The following is an 18,587-nucleotide window of genomic DNA, read 5'->3' on the forward strand; positions in this document are numbered from 1 at the left end:
GTGACCCGAACGGGAAACCCAGCCGAGCGCCTCCGCCCAGAACCGGCCGAGCACCGAGTCGTCCCGAGCCTTGAGGTTCGCCTGCACAAGCCGCAGCGCCATGCCGCCCACCCTATGCCCGGCGAACAGACCAAGACGAAGCACGGGGCCGCCGGCTGATGCCGAGGACTCAGACCAGGCGCAGCTGCCCGCCGGCGCGGGCGGCGGGGCCCAGGTTGCCGGCGCGGTGGTGACGGCGGCACAGCACCTGGTAGTGCACATCGGCCGGGGGCGCTCCGGCCCCGGCGTCGGGGCCGGAGTCGGCCGTGGTGTCGCCGATGACGACCTGGTCGCCCTCGCGGGCGATGACGCCGTCGACAACCCGGGCGTTGAGCAGGCCCGACCGGCCGCACCAGCACAGCACCTCGACCTGGACCCGGGTGACCTCGTCGGCGAGCTCGAAGAGCCGCTGCGCGGCCGGGAACAGGGCGGTGCGGAAGTCGGTGGCCAGCCCGAACGCGTAGACGTCGACGTCGCAGTTGTCGACCAGGTCGGCCAGCTGCTCGATCTGCTCGACAGCGTAGAAGCTCGCCTCGTCGCAGATGAGGTAGTCCACCCGGATGCCGCGCGCCCACCGGTCGCGCACCAGGTCGCGCAGGTCGAGCCCGGCCACGTCGACGGCGTCCTTGCCCAGGCCGATGCGGGTACTGAGCCGGCCCGGGCCGGCCCGGTCGATGGTGGTCAGGACCAGGCCGTGGCGGCCCTGGCGGGCGTGGTTGTAGTCCATCTGCAGCGCGAGGGTGGATTTGCCGCAGTCCATCGGGCCGTAGAAGAACTTCAGCCGGCCGCCGCGGCGCAGGCGGCTGTCGCCGGCGGCCACGCAGGCGTCGAGGTCGTCGGTTGGGGTCACGGCCTGAGAGACTACTTGCCGGCGGGCTCGTCGACGGCCCGCAGGCGCGCCGCGACCACGTCGCGTTCCGTGACGCCCATCGCGTCGTAGAGGTCGAGGGCGGCCTGCAGCCGCTGCCGCGACAGCCGCGGGTCGGTGCTGCACAGGCCGAGGCCGTAGTAGGCGCGGGCCTGCTCGTAGCGGTAGCCGATGCGCATCGCCCGCTCCAGCGCCCGGGCGTGGACGAGCTTGGCCTCCTCCGCCCGGCCGGCGGTGAACAGGCCGGCGCCGAGGTTGTTGCCGGTCAGGCACGCGGTGTGCGGGTCGAGGTGCTCGGCGTCGCGCTGGGCGGCGTGCAGCAGTTCGAGGCCCTCCGCGGTGCGGCCGAGCGCGGTCAGGCTCAGCCCGAGGATGCTGCGGGCCTCGCACTCCACGGACGGCCCGACGTCGGGGCCGGAGTGGCCGAGGATCCAGCGCAGCAGCAGTACCGCCTGCCGGTGCTGGCCGAGCCGCTGCCGGATGATGCCGAGCTCGATGGCGCCGTTGACGGCCAGCCGAGCGGACCCGCTGGCCCGGCCGACGGCGTGGGTGCGCCGGGCCGCGGCGATGGCCTCCTCGGTGCGGCCGAGCTGCCACAGGACCGTCGACAGGCAGGTCCACTGCACGCCGAATATCACCGCCTCGTCGGCGTAGATCGCCGCCATCGAGCGTTCCAGCAGCTCCAGGGCCTCGGTGAGCCGGCCGGAGAACTGGTACACCGCGGCGAGGTTGCTCTGGGCCCGCGGCCCCCACACCGGGTGCTCGACGATGCGGTTGAGGTGCCGGGCGGCGTCGTCCTGATGTCCGGCGCGGGCGTAGGCGGAGGCGAGATAGTTGTGGGTCATCGCGACGAGGTTGTCGTCGCCGGTGGCCTCCGCGGCGGCCAGGGCCCGGCGGTGCAGGTCGAGGGACACGTCGTTCATCGAGTTGCGGAACAGGTAGCTCCACAGCGCCCGGGTGAGCAGGCAGGTGTGCCGGTGCCGGCCGAGCCGGTCGGCGAGCAGGGTGACCCCGATGAGGTTGCCGATCTCCAGGTCGAGCCACCGCAGGGTGCCGGCCATGTCGGTGAAGCGCGGCACCGACGGCAGCACCTCGCCGATGTCGATCGCGCCGCGGTGGCGGTGCTGCTCCCACTGGCGGGTGGCGGCGGCCGTGGACTGCAGGTAGAAGTCGAGCATCCGCTCGGTGGCCGCGTCGCGTTCGGAATCCTCGCCGGCGAGCCCGGCGGCGTATTCGCGCAGCAGGTCGTGCAGCCGGAACCGCCCGGCGACGGGCTCGATGAGCAGGTGCGCGTCAACGAGCCGGCCGAGTAGCTCGTCGGTGTCACGGACGGGCAGGTCGGCGAGGGCGGCTGCGACGCGGACCGCGAACTCCCCGGACGGGTGCAGGCCGGCGAGCCGGAACATGCGCCGGGCCGGCTCGTCCAGCTGCCGGTAGGACAGCTCGAACGCGGCGTGCGGGGAGCGGCCGTCGACGGTGAGGTCGATCGGGGCGGGGTTGGCCTGGCGCAGCCGTTCGGCGAGGTCGGCGACGCTCCACGACGGCCGGTGCGCGAGCCGGGCGGCGGCCAGCCGCAGCGCCAGCGGCAGCCCTCCGCACAGCCGGACGACCTCGGCGGTGGCGTGCGGGTCGGCGGCGGCTCGGGCGCCGACGACGGTGGCCACGAACCGGGCGGCGTCGGTGTCGTCGAGCACGTCGAGGGAGACGGGGTGCGCGCCGTCGAGGCCGCCGAGGCGCCGCCGGCTGGTGACGACGACCAGGCTGGCGGAGGCGCCGGGCAGCAGCGGGGTGACCTGGGCGGGGTCGGCGGCGTTGTCGAGCACGACGAGCATCCGGCGGTGGGCGAGCTCGCTGCGCCAGCGGGCGACGCGCTCGTCGGGGTCGGTGGGGATGCGTTCGGGGTCGATGCCGAGGTGGCGCAGCAGCATCCCGACGGCATCGTGCGGGGCGTGGGGCGGGCGTTCGCCGTGGGCGCGCAGGTCGACGAAGAGCCGCCCATCGGGGTAGCGGTCGGCGACGAGGTGCGCGACGTGCACGGCGAGGCTGGTCTTGCCGACGCCGGCCATGCCGTCGATGGTGAGCACGACCGGCAGGTCGTCGCGGACGGCGCGGGCGGCGGCGACGAGCCGCTCGACGAGGGCGTCGCGGCCGGAGAAGTCGGCGATGTCGCGGGGCAGCGTCCACGGCGTCGGCACCGGCACGACCCGGGCGGACCGCTCGGCCGGGGACGCCACGGGCTGGGGCTGCAGCAGCCCTCGGTACAGCTCCTGCAGCGCCGCGCCGGGGGCGAGGCCGAGCTCTTCGTCGAGGGCCTCGGCCAGGCGCAGGTAGACGGAGATGGCGTCGGCGGTGCGCCCGACCCGGGCCAGGGCCGTCATCAGCTGCCCGTGCAGCCGCTCCCGCAGCGGGTGCTGCTCGGTCAGGCCGGTGAGCTGGCTGATGAGCTCCGCCTGCAGGCCCAGCTGCAGCTCGACGTCGATGCAGTCCTCGACGGCGGCGTTGTGCCGCTCCTGCAGCGCCACGGCGGCGGCCTGGACGCTGGGGCTGTCGACGCCGGCCAGCGCCGGACCGCGCCACAGCTCGAGGGCGTCGCGCAGGTGCTTGCGGGCGGTGTTGAGCTCCCCGGCGTTCAGCGCGGCCCGCCCGTCGGTGACGAGCTGGGCGAAGACGAGGGTGTCGAGGTCGTCGTCGGCGACGACGGCGCGGTAGCCGGCGGTGTCGGTGTGGATGGTGTCGGGCAGCTGCCGGCGCAGCCGCGACACGCAGGTGTGCAGCTGGGCACGGGCGGTGACGGGGGCGGCGTCACCCCAGACGGCGTCGACGAGCCGGGGCAGCGTGACGACCCGGTTGGGGTGCAGCAGCAGCATGGCCAGCAGGATCCGGTCGCGGGTCGCGGAGATCTCCAGCCGCCGACCGGCGACGTCGACCTCCAGCGGACCGAGCAGCCGGTATCGCACGAAGCGAACAGTAACGCAGGGTGTCATGTTAGCGACACCCGCCGGTCACAGGCGGGCCGGCGGGGTGTTACCTGCCTGTTCGATGGCTCGGCGCATCGGCACGGCGGCGAGGGCCACGAACCCGACGACGAAGAAGACCAGCAGGGACACGATCGCGATGCGGTAGCTGCGGGTCAGGTCGTAGGCGAGGCCGAACAGCAGCGGCCCGAGCCAGCTAGTGCCCTTGTCGGAGATCTCGTAGATGCCGAAGTACTCGCCTTCCTTGCCCTTCGGGATCAGCTGGGAGAACAGCGACCGGGACAGTGCCTGGCTGCCGCCGAGGACGAGGCCGATGGCGCCGCCGAGCAGGACGAACAGCACGGCGTGCTTGGCGGGCAGGAAGAACGCCACGAGGACGACCAGCGTCCACAGCACGAGGCTGACCAGGACGGTCTTCCAGGCGCCGATGGCGCGGGCGAGGCGGCCCAGGGCCAGCGCGCCGGCGAAGGCGAGGAACTGCACCATGAGGATGGTGGGCACCAGCACGGTGTCGCTCAGCTGCAGTTCCTCGGTGCCGTACTGGCTGGCCAGCGAGATGACGGTCTGGATGCCGTCGTTGTAGATGAGGTACGCGACGAGGAAGAACAGGGTCAGCGGGTACGCCTTGAGGCTTTTCAGGGTGTGCCACAGCTGCCGGAACCCGTCGGTGAGGACGTTGCCGGAGGTGCCGAGGGCCTCGGCGGCGGGGGGCCGGTTGCGCAGCGTCAGCAGCGGGATGGTGGTGAACCCGGCCCACCACAGGCCGGCGGAGACGAGACTGTAGCGGGCGACCTCGCCGGTGGACAGGCCGAGACGGTCCTTCATGAGCACGGCCGCGACGTTGAACAACAGCAGCAGGCCGCCGCCGAGGTAGCCCCAGGCCCAGCCGAAGCTGGAGACCCGGTCGCGGTCCTCTTCGTCGGCGATCTGCGGCAGGAACGAGTTGTACACCACGACCGACGCGCCGAAGGCGATGTTGGCCAGCAGGAACAGCCCGGCGCCGAGCAGGTAGCGCTCGCCGGTGAGCAACAGCATGGCGGTGGTGGCGCCGGCGCCGATGTAGGCGAACAGCGCCAGCAGCTGCTTCTTGCGCGGCGAGCGGTCGGCGATGGCGCCGACGACCGGCAGGACGAACACGGTGAGGAACACCGACAGCGACACCGTGTAGGGGAACAGGGCGCCCGGGGCGATGGCGATGCCGAGCGGGCGGATGACGGCGTCGCCGCACCCGTCGTCGCCGCAGCCGGCGGCCTTCTGGGCGATGGAGGTCAGGTAGGGGCCGAGGAAGACGGTGATGACGGTGGTGGAGAACGCGGAGTTGGCCCAGTCGTAGAAATACCAGCCGGTGCGCTCCCGGCGGGTGCTCAGGCGCGTTTGCTGCACACTGTCATCCACGGTGGACACGGGGGACCCTTCCTCGGGTGCGTCAGTGCCAGATGCCGCGCGCACGGTACACCTCGCGCAGCACCTCGATGTGATCGGTCATGATGCCATCAACGCCGATGTCGAGGAAGTGGGCGATCTCGTGCGGGTCGTCGATGGTCCACAGGTGCACGTGCAGCCCGGCCCGGTGGCAGTAGTCGACGAACCGCTCGGTGGCCAGGGGGATCCGGCCGTACCGCGGCGGGATCTGGACCGCCACGACGGTCTCGGCGGGGGTGTAGCGGCGGCCCACCTGGAACGCCGCCCACAGCGCGGCGACCTCCCGCATGCCCATCGAGGTGGCCACGGCAGGGCCGGCGTGGCGGCGCATGCGGCGCAGCCGGGCGGAGGAGAACGAGGCGAGCAGGACCCGCTCGTGCGCCTTGAGCCGCTCCACGACCTCCAGCGTCGGTTGTACCGCATGGTCGGTCTTCGCATCGATGTTGAACCGGATGTCCGGGTAGGCGGCGAGGACCTCGTCGAGGCGGGGCACCGCGGCGGCACCGCCGACGCGCTCGGTCCGCAGATCCGCCCACCGTAAGTCGATCATCCGACCCGGGCGCCCCAGGAGCCGCTCCAGCGTGTCATCGTGGAACACGACCGCGACCCCGTCGGCGGTGGCGTGCGTGTCGGTCTCGATGTACTTGTACCCGAGCCTGGCCGCACGGGCGAACGCCGCTGTCGTGTTCTCGTCACCGGCCGCCGCCCCGCCGCGGTGGGCGAAGCCCAGCGGTCCTGGCGTGTCGAGGTAGGGCACCTGCTGTCTCACGCGGCCAGTATGCAGCGATCTTCGGTCAACTTCGCGCAACGGCGGGTTACGGCAGGCTTGACGGCCGGCGCAGAGCGTGGAACGGCAAAGGTAGGGTGACGCACATGCGCGTGCTCGGCATCGACTTCGGCACGTCGAACACGGTCGCGATGGTCCGCACGCCGGACAAGCGGATGCGACCGCTGCTGTTCGACGGTTCCCCCTTGCTGCCCTCAGCCCTGTACTTCAACACCGACGGAAAAGTCCTCGTCGGCCGGGACGCCGAACGCAACGCGCGGCTGGACCCGGCCCGTTTCGAGCCCAACCCGAAGCGGCGCATCGACGACGGCGAGGTGTTCATCGGCGACCATCCGATGCCCGTGCCGCGCCTGTTCGCGCACGTGCTGTCACAGGTGAGCACGGAGGCGCGGCGGCAGCTGGGCGCGGCGCCGGACGAGGTGCGCCTGACCCACCCGGCGCGGTGGGGCGAGCGGCGCCGGTCGCTGCTCGTCGAGGCGACCCGCATCTCGGGGCTGGGCACGCCGCGGCTGATCGCCGAGCCGGTCGGGGCGGCGTCGTATTTCACCGCGGTGCTGGGCTCGGCGGTGCCGGTGGGCCGCAGCCTGGCGATCTACGACCTGGGCGGCGGCACGTTCGACGCGACCGTGGTGCGCCGCACCCAGTCCGGGTTCGAGGTGCTCGCCGAGGACGGCCTGGCCGACATCGGCGGCCTGGACTTCGACCACGCGATCGTGGAGCACCTGGGCAAGACGTATTCGCAGAGCCACCCGGAGAAGTGGGCGTCGCTGGCCAACCCGACCGACGCCTCGGACCGGCGGTTGCGCCGGATGCTGTATGAGGACGTGCGCGGGGCCAAGGAGATGCTGTCGCGCACGGCGTCGACGGACATCCACCTGCCGTCGATGGAGATCGACGCGCACATGACCCGTGAGGAGCTGGAGACGCTCGTCCGGCCCCAGCTGGAGCGGACGGTGGCGTGCCTGCGCCGGGCGATCGAGTCGGCGCGGCTGCAGCCCAAGGATCTCGTCGGGATCTTTCTGGTCGGCGGGTCGTCGCGGATCCCGCTCGCGGCGCACCTGATCCACACCGAGCTGGGCGTGGCGCCCACGACCCTGGAGCAGCCGGAGACGGTCGTGGTCGAGGGGGCGCTGTGCATCGGCGTGGCGCCCAACCCGGCCCGCGCGTCGGGCACGCCGCGGCAGGTGACCCCGCCACCGCAGCAGCGGCCGGTTCCGGCGGCGACGCACGCGCCGGTGTCGGCGGCGCCGATGTCGGGCGTGCCGATGTCACCGGCGGTGCAGCGCCCGCCGGTGACCCCGCAGCGGCCCGCGGTGGTGCCGCAGCCCGTCGTGCAGCGCCCGCCGGTCGCCCCGCCGCCGGTGCAGCAGCCGGTGTTCCGGCCCCAGCCGCCGCAGCAGCCGGTGGCCCCGCCGCCGGTCGTGCAGCCGGGAAGGCCCGGCCCGTTCCCGCCGCAGGCGGCCCGGCAGGCCCCGCCGAAGCCGGGCGAGGCGGGGGAGCGCAACTGGATGGCCGTGATCATCGTGGTCCTGGTGGTTGTGGTGGTGCTGTTCGTGATCCTGCTGGCGCAGGTCCTCTGAACCTGACAGCGAACACCGAAGCGGCGGCGGTACCCGGGGAGGTACCGCCGCCGCTTCGGTGTTCCGCTCGTTACTGAGGCGCCCAGAAGGTGGCGAGGCTGCTGGCGGCCGGGTCGTCGGAGCCCAGCAGCAGGCTCCACGGGTCGGCGCCGGGCGGGACGTCAACGCCGGCGTAGTCGGCCAGGCCGCCCGGTCCGGCGGGCTCGTGGCCGGTTACGGCCGGGTCGAAGGCGGCCGACAGGCTGTGGCCGGGGCCGCCGAGGACCTCGGCGTCGCTCCACGGGAACCCGTCGACGGGCTCCGGCGGGTCCTGCAGGTGCAGCTGCTCGGGGAACTGCGCCTCGTGCCAGGCAGGGTCGTCGGCGCCGGCCTGGACGTCGGGGTCGGTGCCGAACGCGGCCTCGTGCGGGTCGTCCGTGTGGTCTGTGTGATCAGGGCCGGGGACGTCGTGGGCCTGCGGGTCCTCGTGGTGCTGCTGGTCGCCGGGGTGGTCGCCCTCGTCGTAGCCGGCGTCATGCGGGTCCGTGGTGTCGTGCAGGGCCTGGTCGTACTCCGCGGCGGCGTGCTCGGTGCCGAGCGGCTCCTCGAGGTCGTCGCCCCCGTGCTGAGGGTCGAGGTGCCCGCCGCCGAGGTCGTGCTCCTCGGCGCCGAATCCGGTGTGCGGATGCCCGTCTGCGAAGTCGGCGCCGTAGTCCTCGCCGAAGCCGCCGTGCAGGTCGTGTCCGGTGTCGCCGGACAGGTCCGCGGTGTCGGCGGTGTCGCCGCCGTCAGACCATTCCCAGTGCCCGTCCATGGAACGTCAACCCCCTACGCCTCGGCCAGCGCTTCAGCCGCATCGGCAGGCGCGTTCGGGGTGAGCGCGCGGATGCGCACGAGCACCTCGTCGACCTGTTTGATGCGGGCGCGCAGGCCCTCTCGTTCGGTGTTCAACGCGGCCTTGCGCTTGGCGCGTTCGGCCTTGTCCTCGGCCAACGACTTGTCGATGTTCGCGATGTGCGCGTCGAGCTGCTTGAGGCGCCGCTCGATCGCCTCGTCGAGGGCGAGCGTCAGCGCGTACTGCAGGTCGGTGAACCGGTGCATGATCTCGTCGGACAGCGCGGCGCGGGCCTCGCCGAGGACCTCCCGCAGCCAGGCGCGGGCCTGGGCCTTGTCCGCCATGCTCTTCCGCTTGAAGATCATGTAGGCGCCGGCGGCGAGGCCGAGGCCGACACCGACGACGGGCAGGACGAGCCCCGCGCCGGCCAGGCCGACCGCGCCGAGCGCGCTGGCGCCGCCGAGCATGCCGGGCACGCGGGCGGCCATCATCGCCATACCGGCCGAGGACATGACGACCATGGCGCCTTCACCGGACTGCTCGCGGCGCGGCTTGGTGCCCAGGGCGTGGCGCAGTCTGGCGTTGAGCCCGCGCAGCACGTGCTGCAGCTCGTTGGGGTGGAACACCTGGGCCAGGACCCGCTCGCCCACCTTGCGGAAGCGGAACTCGAGGTCGTGCGACAGCCGGACACTCAGCGCGTACAGCGCCTTGTCCAGCTCGGCGGGCAGCTCCTGGATGTCGCCGCGGCCGCCCTTGTCGATCTTCTCCATGAACTGTTCCTGCAGCTGCGTGATGTAGTTACGCAGCCGCGTGGTGGCCTCGACCCGGGCCCGCTGGGTCTCGGTGGACAGCGCCAGGGACCACTGCCGCGACTCGGTGCGCTTGCGGGTGGCGACCTGGGCGCGTTCCTCCTTGGCCCGCTCCGCGTCGGCCGGGTCGGGGTCGGTGGCCTTCATCCGGTCGCCGAGCTCCTGGTCGACGCGGATGTACTCGGAGCGCACCGAACGCAGCACGTTGGCCTGCGCCAGCAGGTGGCCCTTGCTGGCCAGGTTGATGAGCGCGTGCTGCAGCTCGGCGATGCGCGACTCGCGGATCAGTTCGCCGGAGGCCTCCTTGGGCATCTGCATCGCCAGCTCCGCCAGCCGGGCTGAGACCGGGAACCACGGCGCCGAGGCGAACCGGGGCGCGTGGGTCTGCAGCTGGCCCTTGTTGTCGGCGAGGATGGTGCGCCAGCCGGGGTACGCGTCGACCTTCGTCAGCGCGAACAGCACGAAGTTGACCCTCTTGCTGGCCTCGATGAGGAAGTTCATCTCCGGCTTGGCGAACGGCGAGGACGAGTCGACGACGAACAGCAGCGCGGTCGCCTTCTCCACCGCGTCCATGGCGACCTCGGCGTGCATCGAGTCCAGCCCGCCGGTGCCGGGCGTGTCGATGAGCGTGAGGTACTGCAGCAGCGGCGCGGAGTGCTGCACCTCGATGCGCCGCGGCGGCCGCATCCCGTCGGGCAGCCGGCCCAGCACGGTGCCCCAGTCGCGCAGGTCGCCCAGGCCGAGCGGGACGGGGTCCTCGCGGCCGGGGATGTAGGCGCGGGCGCCGTGCTGCGGGTTGTGCTGGAACTCCAGGTAGGAGGCGGTGGCCACGGCCGCGTCGACCGGGGACAGGTTGGGCACGCCCATGAGCATGTTGGTCAGCGAGCTCTTGCCGCGCTTGGTCTCGCCGACCACGACGATGCGGGGCCGCTGGACCTCGCGGCGCCGCTCGGTGTCGATGTCGGCGGCCGCGTCCGGGTCGATCTTGCGCAGGTAGGCGAGGCTGCCCTCGACGCCGGCCTTGAGTAGCTTGCCCAGGGCGGCCGTAGGGTCGGCGGGCTTCTGCGCCTGCGGCCCGGCGGGTGCGTTGGAGGTCGAGGTCATCGTGGCTGCTCTCTGCGCGGCTGCTGGGTTGTGTGGACGATCGGGTGGGCGCCGGTGGCCCCGCCGGCGTTGCGGGCAGCCTGGAACACGGTCACGATCGGGGCCCGCAGGACCCGCCCGTCGCGGTCGACGTAGCCGGGGACCTCCACGCCGGAGATCTGCCCGCTGAGGCTCGGGTCGTTGGTCGGGGTGGTGCCGCCGGCCTCGTGGTGTGCCGGGTCGAAGCGCACCCCGGTCGGTTCGAGGATGGTGACGCCGGCCTCCTGCAGCGCGGCGCCGAGCCGGTCGCCGAGGGCCTTGCTGGTGACCCGGTCCCGCACGTAGATGGAGGCCTGGACCAGCGCCCGGCGGTCGGCGTCGGCCTGGCCGCCACGGCCGGGCGGCGCGGACACCGGGGCGGTGGCGGCGCCGGAGCCGCGGGAGGCCAGCAGCAACAGCAGCAGCAGGGCCGCGCCGGCGAGCAGGGTGCCGACGAACCCGACGAGCGCCGGCTTGATCCCGAACGACTCGCGGGCCAGGCACGGCTGCGTCTCGACCGTCTGGGCCTGGGTGTTCGGGTTGTCCGGCTGGTCGGGCGTGCCGCCGCTCTTGGCCGGGCCGGTGGCCGCGTTCGTCGCGGGCGGCGCGGTGACCGTCGCACCCGGGCAGTCCGGATCGCCGCCGATCAGGCCGGTCGCCGCGCCGGTGATCACCGCGATGATCAGCGCGACGGCGACCGCGACGAGGCGCAGGCTGTTGGAGGACATCTTCGGCTCCTGGGGGTGGGGGCCTCGGCTACTGGCTGGGCTGTTGACGGGCTTGCTAACGGGCATGGCTCTGCCCCCCGCCGCGGATGCGCTGGGACAGCAGGTAGAAACCACGGTGGGCGACGAGGGCGACCCGCGACTGCGAGGGGCTGGCGCCGGCCACGGCGTAGGCCCGCCAGCGGGTCGCGGCGTCCAGCGCGGCGCGGACCATCTGGTCTCGGTCGGAGGCCGGCAGGTTGAGGATCCAGCCGGGGTCGTTGGACAGCGCCAGGCGGGTCAGCTCGCCCTCCATCTGGTCGGGCAGGTCGACCGCGCCGGTGGTGACCAGCTGCGCGACCTCCAGCAGCCGCAGCCGGTGCGACTCGGGCTGCTGCAGCACCCGTTCGATCGCGTCGCGCAGCAGCTCCCGGTCGTGGGGCCGCTCGGCGTGGCTGGCGATCTTCTCCAGGCTCGACAGCGCCCACCCGGCCTTGATGGCGTCGGTGCGCCACCGGAACGCGTGGTCGAGGGTCTGGCGCAGCCGCGGGAACCCGGAGGCCTGGAACAGCGTCCGGACCAGCTCGCCGGTGGCCAGGGTCGGCTTGGCGACCAGCTGGGCGATGGCGAAGCTGATCCCGTAGAGGTCCAGCAGCCGCAGCAGCCGCTCCCGCGACTCGCGGGTCACCGTGCACTCGCGGCTGGTGAACAGGTCGACGGAGGCCAGCAGCACGGTCCGCTCACCCTGCGGCAGGGCGGCGAGCTGGCGCAGCGCCTCGCAGTCGGCGGCGGTGAGCCGCCCGGCCTCGGTGGTCTCGGCCAGCAGCCCGACGACCGGCACGACGTCGGAGACGACCCGGCGCAGCACCTTGGACTGGTCGGTGGCCAGCGGCGCGACGATCGGCCACGGGTCCTGCCCGCCGCCGGCGAGCTTGTCCACCTTGTTGAACAGGCCGAGGGAGTTGATCGGGTTGCTGGACAGCCGGGCCGAGATCGACCGGAACGCCTCCAGGGCCTGCACGTCGTCCTCGCGCACCGACTGGGTGAACACGTAGATGATGGCCTCGGCGCCGGACAGCGCCCCGGCGGAGTCGGAGTCGAGGTCGTCGTCAATCGGCGCCTCGGAGAACAGGAACCGCCGCGCCTGGTCGGACACGGACGTGTTGGCGCTGGACAGGCCGGGGGTGTCCACGACGGTCAGGTCGCGCAGGTGGTCACTGGTGAGCGTCACGTCGACGTAGGCGACCTCGTGGCGGGCGACGCCGAGCCGCTGCGGGATCATGCCGGCCTCGTCCAGCGGGAGGCTGACCCGGGCGCCGTTGCGCTTGACCACGTCGACGCGGTCGGACGTGCCGTAGCGGAACTGGGTGACGATGCGCGTGCACTCGCCGACCTCGGTCGGCGCGACCCGCCGCCCGATGAGCGCGTTGACGAGGGTCGACTTGCCGGACTTGAGCCGCCCGGCGATCGCGACCCGCAGCGGCTCGCCGAGCCGCCGCCGCACGTCGACGACCTGGGCCTGGGCGGCGCCTCCGAGCCGGTTGCCGACCTCGGCGCACAGGTCGGCCACACGGGAGCTCAGCGGTCCTGGAGCCACGGGGTCAGCTCCGCTTCGACGTCGCGCACAGACTGATCACCGACTGCGCGAGGCCGGTGTGTTCAGCCACAATGCCGACGTACCCTCGGGTGTCCAAGGGGTGGACCACGCTCATTATTCGCTCCTGGGTGCGATCAGTACCGTCATGTCCCGCACGTACGGCACACACATTACGAATATCCTGCGCGCGCAGGATCCCATGTTCGTGCCAGGAATGGAGGCGCCCCGTGCCTGAGGCACCGACTGATGAACCCGCCGCCTCGGCGGCCGGGTCGGCGGTGGTCGGCCGGGCGAGCGTTCCTGCCGCGACGTGGCCGCCCGCCGAACTGGTCGCCATGGCGGTGGACGCCCTGCGTAACCCCGGTCTGGTAGTCATCGCCGGCGCGCCGGGGACGGGCCGCACGAGCGTGCTCAAGCGCCTCGGGGAGTCCTTCCGGGGCCCGGTGTTCAGCGGCGGCGCCCTGGCGATGCTGCGCGGTGTGCCGGCCCTGCCGCTGTCGCGCGCGGTGCGGGTGCGACTGCCGTCACACGAGGCGCCGCTGCTCGCCGAGGCCGTCCGCTCCCGTGTCCGTCACGGGCTGCTGCTCGTCGATGACCTCCAGTGGGCGGACCCGCTCACGATGGCCGCCCTCCCGGCGATCGCCGAGCACTGTCGGATAGTTGTCACATTGCGGACACCGCACCGCCTTCCGGGCGACGCCGAACGCGCGCTGCGCGCCGCGGCCGCCACGTCTGGCGCATGGCTGTCGATGCCGCCGATGCCTCCCGACGCCGCCGCCGCGCTGGTGCGGCAGCTGGCCCCGTCGGCCTCCACCGCCGTCGTGGCCGACCTGGTCCGACGCGCCGGTGGGGTGCCCCTCGCGGTGACCGCCCTGGCCAAGCACGTCGCCCAGGGCGGCACGCCCCGCGACGGCGGAGACGGCCTCGACAAGGGCCTGGCCTACACCGTCGCCGGCGCCCTGGCCGACCTGACCCGCCCGGCCCGCACCGCCATGGCCGCACTGGGCCTGCTCGGCCGGCCGGTCACCGCGACCGTGCTCGGCGAGGGCCTCACCGAGCTGGTCGAGACCGGCCTCGTCGAGCTCGCCGAGGGCATCGCCGCGCCCGTGTCCCCGTATACCGCCGAGGTCGCCGCCGGCCTGCTCGACGCCGCCGAGCGCGCCGCCCTGCACCGCCGCCTCGCCACCCTTGTGCCGCCCCGCGAGGCCGCCCGGCACCTCGCCGCGGCCGGCGCCGCGGCGGAGGCCTACCGGGTCGCGGTGAGCGCCGCCGCGGCCGCCGAGTCCTCCGGCGACCGCGCCGAGCTGCTGCTGCTGGCCTGCGACCTGCCCGGCGTCGAGGCCGAGCCCGAGGTCCGCGTCGCCGCCGCCCGCGCCGCCCTGGCCGCCGGCCGGCCCGGCTCCTGCCTGCGCGTCATCGACCCGGCCACCACCGACCCGGTCGGCGCCGTGCTGCGCGGCGAGGCCCTGCTGCAACAGGGCAGCCCGGTCGCCGCCGCGGCCGCGGTCGCCGCCGTGCCCGACGGCGCCCCGGCCGAGATCGTCGGCGGCCGGGACCGTATCCGGCTGCTGTCCATGCTCACCACCGACCCCGGCGGGGCGCTGGCCCGCGCCGAGGACCTGCTCAACGTCCACGGCGACGCGCCCGCCCACCCCGGGCTGCGCGCCGCGATCGCCGCCGTGCGGGCCGGCACCCGCCAGCCCAACTGGGAGTACGGCCTGGCCTCCGCCGCCTCCGCCGCCGGCCAGGCCGGCGACGCGCTCGCCGCCCGCTGGTCGGCGTGGCTGCTCGTGGAGACCCTCACCGCCGACGCCCGCCTCGCCGAGGCCGCCCAGGCCGCCGCCGCGGCCGCCGCCGCCTGCGCCGGCGACCTCGCCTACAGCTGGCAGACCCGGTTCCTGGCCGCCCAGCTGTGGTGTGACGCGCTGCGCGGCGAGGAAATCGACGAGGTCGTGCGTCGGGCCGGCGACCTCGCCGACCGGACCCTGCCCGCCCTGGCCCGCGGCTACGCCGTGGCCGCCGCCAGCCTCGCCGAGGCCGACGGCGGGCTGCTCGCCCCGGCCCGCGCCCGCCTGGAGGCACTGCAGAACCGGCCCGCGTCCGCCGGCCCGGTCCTGGACTGGGTGACCCGCGAGGCGGCCTGGCTCGACGGGCGCCCCGACCAGGCGTACGACCCGGCCCGCGACCTCGACCTCGACACCGCGGCCTCCTCGCCACTCGTCGACGGGCTGCGCCGCATCACCGCCCGCTGGGCCGCCTACGACGCCGGGGTCGCCGCCTCCGGGCTCGAGGACTCCGCCGGCTCCGTCGAGACCGGGGCCTCCGCCGGCGCCGAGGGTCTCGCCGGTATGCCCCTCGCGCCGGTCCGGGCCACCCTCGAGGCGTGGAAGGCCCCCGACCGCTTCGCCGAGGCCGCCGCCGCCTGGCGCGAGCTCGCCCGCCGTGAGGAGGTCCGCTGCCTGCTCGCCCAGGGCCTGCTCGAGGACGGCGCGCAGCTGGCGGTGCCGCCGTTGCTGCAGGCCGAGCAGCTCGCCGAGGAGGCCGGCCTGATCGTGCTGCTCGGCCGGGCCCGCCGGGCGCTGCGCCGGCACTCGATCCGCCGCGACACCCGCGGCCGGCGCGCCGGCGACGAGCTCACCGACCGCGAACGCGACGTGCTGCGGCTGGTCGCCAACGGCGAGCCGACCCGGCGCATCGCCGGCCAGCTGGGCATCTCCCGGGAGACGGTGGAGACGCACATCCGCTCCGGCATGCGCAAGCTCGGCGCCCGGACCCGCACCGAGGCCGCCGCGTTAGCCATCGAGGAGCTTGGATGAGTAGTCGCGTACTCTTGTGCCGGACGGCACCTTCATCGCATGGTGGGCGCATGTCTTTACCGATGGGCCGCTGATGGCGGGAGATCCGGCACTCGCACCGCGGTACGTCGTGGCGACCGGCGCGGATGCCACCGCGGTGCTGCGCAGGCTCGCCCGGGCCGGCTGGACGACCCGGGAAGGCTTCGCCCTCACCGACCAGGCCTGGGACGTCTCGGAGGCCAGACTCGCCCTGTTCGGCCGGGTCACCGACGCCGACACCGCCGAACTGGCCCTGCTGGCCGCCGCCCGCGGCGCCGGCATCGTCGCCATCAGCGACGCCGCCGGCGACATCGGCCGCGCCCTGCTGGCCGACCTGGGCCGCATCGGCCCCGTCACCACCGACCCCGACGCCGACCTCGACACCGACCCCGCCGAGGACGCCGGCGGCCCGGTCTTGGCCCCGGAGCAGCGCGCCCTGCTCGAACGCCTCGCCGGCGGCGAGACCATCGCCGCCGCCGCGGCGGCGGAGTTCCTGTCGCTGCGCACCGCGAACCGCCGCATCGCCGAGGCCCGCGAGGTCCTGGGCGTGCGCACCACCCGCGAGGCGGTCCTGGCCTACCTGCGCATGCGCCGCGACGGCGCCTGATCCGCGCTCCCGCGCCGACGGTGGCGGCGCCGCACGCTCAGCGGCCCCCGGTTGCGCCCCGTCAACGGCGGCCCCACCCGCACCGTCGACGCCTCATGATCCGGTTCACCGGCTCAGACCAAAGCCCGACGCGCCGCGGGAGCCTTGACCCGCGTTCCTGACGTCGCTCAGGCGGCGGGACGGTGGCGGCGCTGCACGCTCAGCGGCCGGACCGGGTCGATGTACCGCGGCAGCCGAGGCTCATCGGCCCGCAACGCCCGCAACTCGGCCGTGATCGCGTCGATGATCCGGTCCGTGGCCCGCTGCGCCGCCCCAGCCGCCGCCGGGTCGATCCCGGACAGGTCGACCGGCGCCCCGAAGTGCACCCGCACCACGGGCCGGCGCACCAGCGCCCGGCACAGCGTGCGCACCGTCGGCCCGAACCCGCCCCACGCCGCGACCTCATGCGCACCCCATTGCGCGACCGCGACGACCGGAGCCCCGGTCGCGAGCGCCACCCGGGCCAGCCCCGTCTTGCCCCGCTCCGGCCACATCCCCGGGTCGAGCGTGATGCGCCCCTCCGGATAGCCGAGCACATGCGCCCCGCCCGACAGCGCCGCCGCCACGTCGTCGACGGCCGCGGCCACGTCGGCCTGCCGCCGGTTGACCCGGATGTGCCCAGCCGCCCGCATCACCGGCCCGACCACCGGCGCCCGGAACAGCCCACCGGTCGCCATCAACCGCGGCGCGAGCCGGGCCACCCGGCACGCCGCCGTCATCGCGACCGGATCGAACGGCCCGATGTGGTTGACGGCGAGGATGACCGGCCCGCCGCGAAGCTCCTCCGGCACGTCCCCGGTGACCCGCAGCCGGGCGACGGGCATGATGACGACCCGCGCGAGCCAGAGCAGCACCCGCCACGTGCGCGGCACTCGCCATGCCACCACCGCCGCGTCTGCGCCGGCTGACACTGCCGTTGCGGCCCCGTCGGACTCGGCGGCATCCGCGGCGGGGGACTGCCGCAGTCCTGTACCAGCGGACTCGGCCGACCCCGCCCGGGGCGACCCTCCCGGCGCCGCGCTGGACGGCTCTGCCAGCGCTGGACCGGCTGGCACTCCGGGCGTCGCACCGGACGGCTCTCCTGGCGTCGCGCTGGACGGCGTTCTCGGCGGCGCGCCGGGGGAGAAGGAGCCAGCACCCGAGGGCACGATGGAAGCCGGGTCGGCGTCGAGGGGCGCCCGCGGCCGGGGCGGCACCGGAGATCCGGCCTCGGTGGTCGTCGTATCGTCGGCCTGCCGCCCGATGCCTGGCTCCCCGTCGCTCACGTGCCGCCTGTCCGTTTCTGCACCTCGGGTGGCGCCGCCGGGCTGACGAATCCCTGGTGCCCGCCGTGCAGCGCCATGTCGTTTCGGCCGGCACACCGGGTGTGCCGATCCGGACGGCTCAGGGAAAGCCGACCTTGGAACGGTAACGCCGCCGCCCCACGGCGCAACCGTCCCGACGGCTGGTGTTCACCTGCGGCACATCGCCGTTGCTCGTCGCCGGCCGCCCTGGTGTGACCTCGGGGCGGCCGGCGACCTGATCGGCTCCGCGGCTCCGCGGTCCCGCCGGCCGGCCTCGCTACTCGGCCTCGCGTAGCTCCGCCAGCCTCGCCTCGATCTCGGCCAGTTCGGCGCGAAGGCGCTCCGCCTGGGTCTCGGCCTCGGCGCGGGCCGCGGCGACGATCTCCTCGACCGCCTCGTGCACGCCCGGCACGTCGAGCATCGCGACCATCTTCAGGGCCTCGCCGGCCTTGATGACATACGGCTTGGCGAGGGCCTTCGCGCCCTGGTTGGCCGCCACCGTCCATTCGCCGTCGGCGTAGGCCAGGGTGACCGTCAGGCCCACCGGGACCTTCGCCTTCGGGGCGGCCTTCTTCGCCGCCGGCTTGCCACCCGACGTCCTCGCCTCCGTGTCGGCGGCGGGCGCGTCCTTGGGCGCCGCGGGCGCGGGCTTCGCGGCCGGCTCGGCGGCCGCCGGCGGTGCGCTGGGCGCCGCGGCGGCGGTGGGGGAGTCGGGCTTGGCAGGGGAGTCGCTGGTCGCGGTGTCGGCGGTCACGGAAGGGGCTGGCACGGGGCTCTCCTCACGAGGTGCGGGAACGGCGGGGGCGCGCTTGGCCGGTGGAGCCTTCGGCGCGATCGCCAGGTCGGCGGGGGAGAAGGGCAGCTCGTCGCGGCCGAACCGGACCACGACCCACTCGTCGGACAGCTCCGGGTCGGTCAGTGCGACGACCTGGCCCAGCTGCCCGGCGATCTGCCCGGCCTGCTCGGTGAACACGACCTTCGGTTTCCGGCCGGCCGCGAGGGTGTCCCGGATCTGCTCCAGATCCACCGTCGACAAGCCCTCGGCCGCGGTCTGCGCGGCAACCATCGCACCCTCCCACCCATCATTCGAACATGTGTCGGAACAGT

The 18,587-nt window shown here is 74.2% G+C and carries 13 protein-coding genes; 3 read left to right on the top strand and 10 right to left on the bottom strand.

Annotated features, from left to right (window positions below; all coding sequences use genetic code 11):
* Positions 1 to 169: 169 nt before the first annotated feature.
* Genes AB0367_RS19645 through AB0367_RS19660 form a run of 4 tightly spaced genes read right to left on the bottom strand, consistent with a single transcriptional unit; the run spans position 170 to position 6,073 of the window.
* The gene (locus tag AB0367_RS19645) at positions 170 to 859 is read right to left on the bottom strand and encodes a thymidine kinase (RefSeq protein ID WP_366227971.1); all 690 of its coding nucleotides are present in this window, start codon (positions 857 to 859) and stop codon (positions 170 to 172) included.
* Between the two features lie 41 nt (positions 860 to 900).
* Entirely contained in the window at positions 901 to 3,864 is a 2,964-nt protein-coding gene (locus AB0367_RS19650; protein ID WP_366227772.1) for a BTAD domain-containing putative transcriptional regulator, read from the bottom strand.
* Positions 3,865 to 3,909: 45 nt separating this feature from the next.
* The gene (locus tag AB0367_RS19655; RefSeq protein ID WP_366227773.1) at positions 3,910 to 5,265 is read right to left on the bottom strand and encodes an MFS transporter; all 1,356 of its coding nucleotides are present in this window, start codon (positions 5,263 to 5,265) and stop codon (positions 3,910 to 3,912) included.
* A 43-nt stretch (positions 5,266 to 5,308) separates the two neighbouring features.
* The gene (locus AB0367_RS19660) at positions 5,309 to 6,073 is read right to left on the bottom strand and encodes a glycerophosphodiester phosphodiesterase family protein (RefSeq protein ID WP_366227775.1); all 765 of its coding nucleotides are present in this window, start codon (positions 6,071 to 6,073) and stop codon (positions 5,309 to 5,311) included.
* Positions 6,074 to 6,177: 104 nt separating this feature from the next.
* Here AB0367_RS19660 and AB0367_RS19665 point away from each other — a divergent pair, with 104 nt between their 5' ends.
* Positions 6,178 to 7,671: an Hsp70 family protein gene (locus AB0367_RS19665; RefSeq protein WP_366227777.1), complete on the top strand. Its 1,494-nt coding sequence runs from the start codon at positions 6,178 to 6,180 to the stop codon at positions 7,669 to 7,671.
* A gap of 70 nt (positions 7,672 to 7,741) precedes the next feature.
* Here AB0367_RS19665 and AB0367_RS19670 read toward each other — a convergent pair whose 3' ends face one another.
* The 4 genes from AB0367_RS19670 to AB0367_RS19685 are packed head-to-tail and all read right to left on the bottom strand — an operon-like array spanning position 7,742 to position 12,717.
* Positions 7,742 to 8,464 (bottom strand): hypothetical protein, encoded by a 723-nt coding sequence (locus AB0367_RS19670; protein ID WP_366227778.1) that lies wholly within the window; start codon positions 8,462 to 8,464, stop codon positions 7,742 to 7,744.
* Positions 8,465 to 8,478: 14 nt separating this feature from the next.
* Positions 8,479 to 10,398 (bottom strand): dynamin family protein, encoded by a 1,920-nt coding sequence (locus AB0367_RS19675; RefSeq protein WP_366227780.1) that lies wholly within the window; start codon positions 10,396 to 10,398, stop codon positions 8,479 to 8,481.
* The gene (gene grpE, locus AB0367_RS19680) at positions 10,395 to 11,144 is read right to left on the bottom strand and encodes a nucleotide exchange factor GrpE (protein ID WP_366227782.1); all 750 of its coding nucleotides are present in this window, start codon (positions 11,142 to 11,144) and stop codon (positions 10,395 to 10,397) included. Before grpE ends, AB0367_RS19675 begins: the two co-directional genes overlap by 4 nt.
* A 55-nt stretch (positions 11,145 to 11,199) precedes the next feature.
* Positions 11,200 to 12,717 carry a dynamin family protein gene (locus AB0367_RS19685; RefSeq protein WP_366227783.1) on the bottom strand — a complete coding sequence of 506 codons (1,518 nt, stop codon included), beginning with the start codon at positions 12,715 to 12,717 and terminating at the stop codon, positions 11,200 to 11,202.
* A 227-nt stretch (positions 12,718 to 12,944) separates the two neighbouring features.
* Between AB0367_RS19685 and AB0367_RS19690 the strand changes: the two genes are divergently transcribed.
* Entirely contained in the window at positions 12,945 to 15,533 is a 2,589-nt protein-coding gene (locus AB0367_RS19690; RefSeq protein WP_366227785.1) for a helix-turn-helix transcriptional regulator, read from the top strand.
* A gap of 73 nt (positions 15,534 to 15,606) precedes the next feature.
* Complete coding sequence (locus AB0367_RS19695) at positions 15,607 to 16,158, top strand: LuxR family transcriptional regulator (protein WP_366227786.1); 552 nt, start codon at positions 15,607 to 15,609, stop codon at positions 16,156 to 16,158.
* A gap of 167 nt (positions 16,159 to 16,325) precedes the next feature.
* Here the strand turns inward: AB0367_RS19695 and AB0367_RS19700 are convergent, their stop codons facing one another.
* Positions 16,326 to 17,084 carry a lysophospholipid acyltransferase family protein gene (locus AB0367_RS19700; protein WP_366227972.1) on the bottom strand — a complete coding sequence of 253 codons (759 nt, stop codon included), beginning with the start codon at positions 17,082 to 17,084 and terminating at the stop codon, positions 16,326 to 16,328.
* 673 nt (positions 17,085 to 17,757) lie between these two features.
* Positions 17,758 to 18,546 carry a hypothetical protein gene (locus tag AB0367_RS19705; RefSeq protein WP_366227787.1) on the bottom strand — a complete coding sequence of 263 codons (789 nt, stop codon included), beginning with the start codon at positions 18,544 to 18,546 and terminating at the stop codon, positions 17,758 to 17,760.
* Positions 18,547 to 18,587: the final 41 nt, after the last annotated feature.

The organism is Dactylosporangium sp. NPDC051484, assembly GCF_040689395.1.
GTDB lineage: Bacteria > Actinomycetota > Actinomycetes > Mycobacteriales > Micromonosporaceae > Dactylosporangium.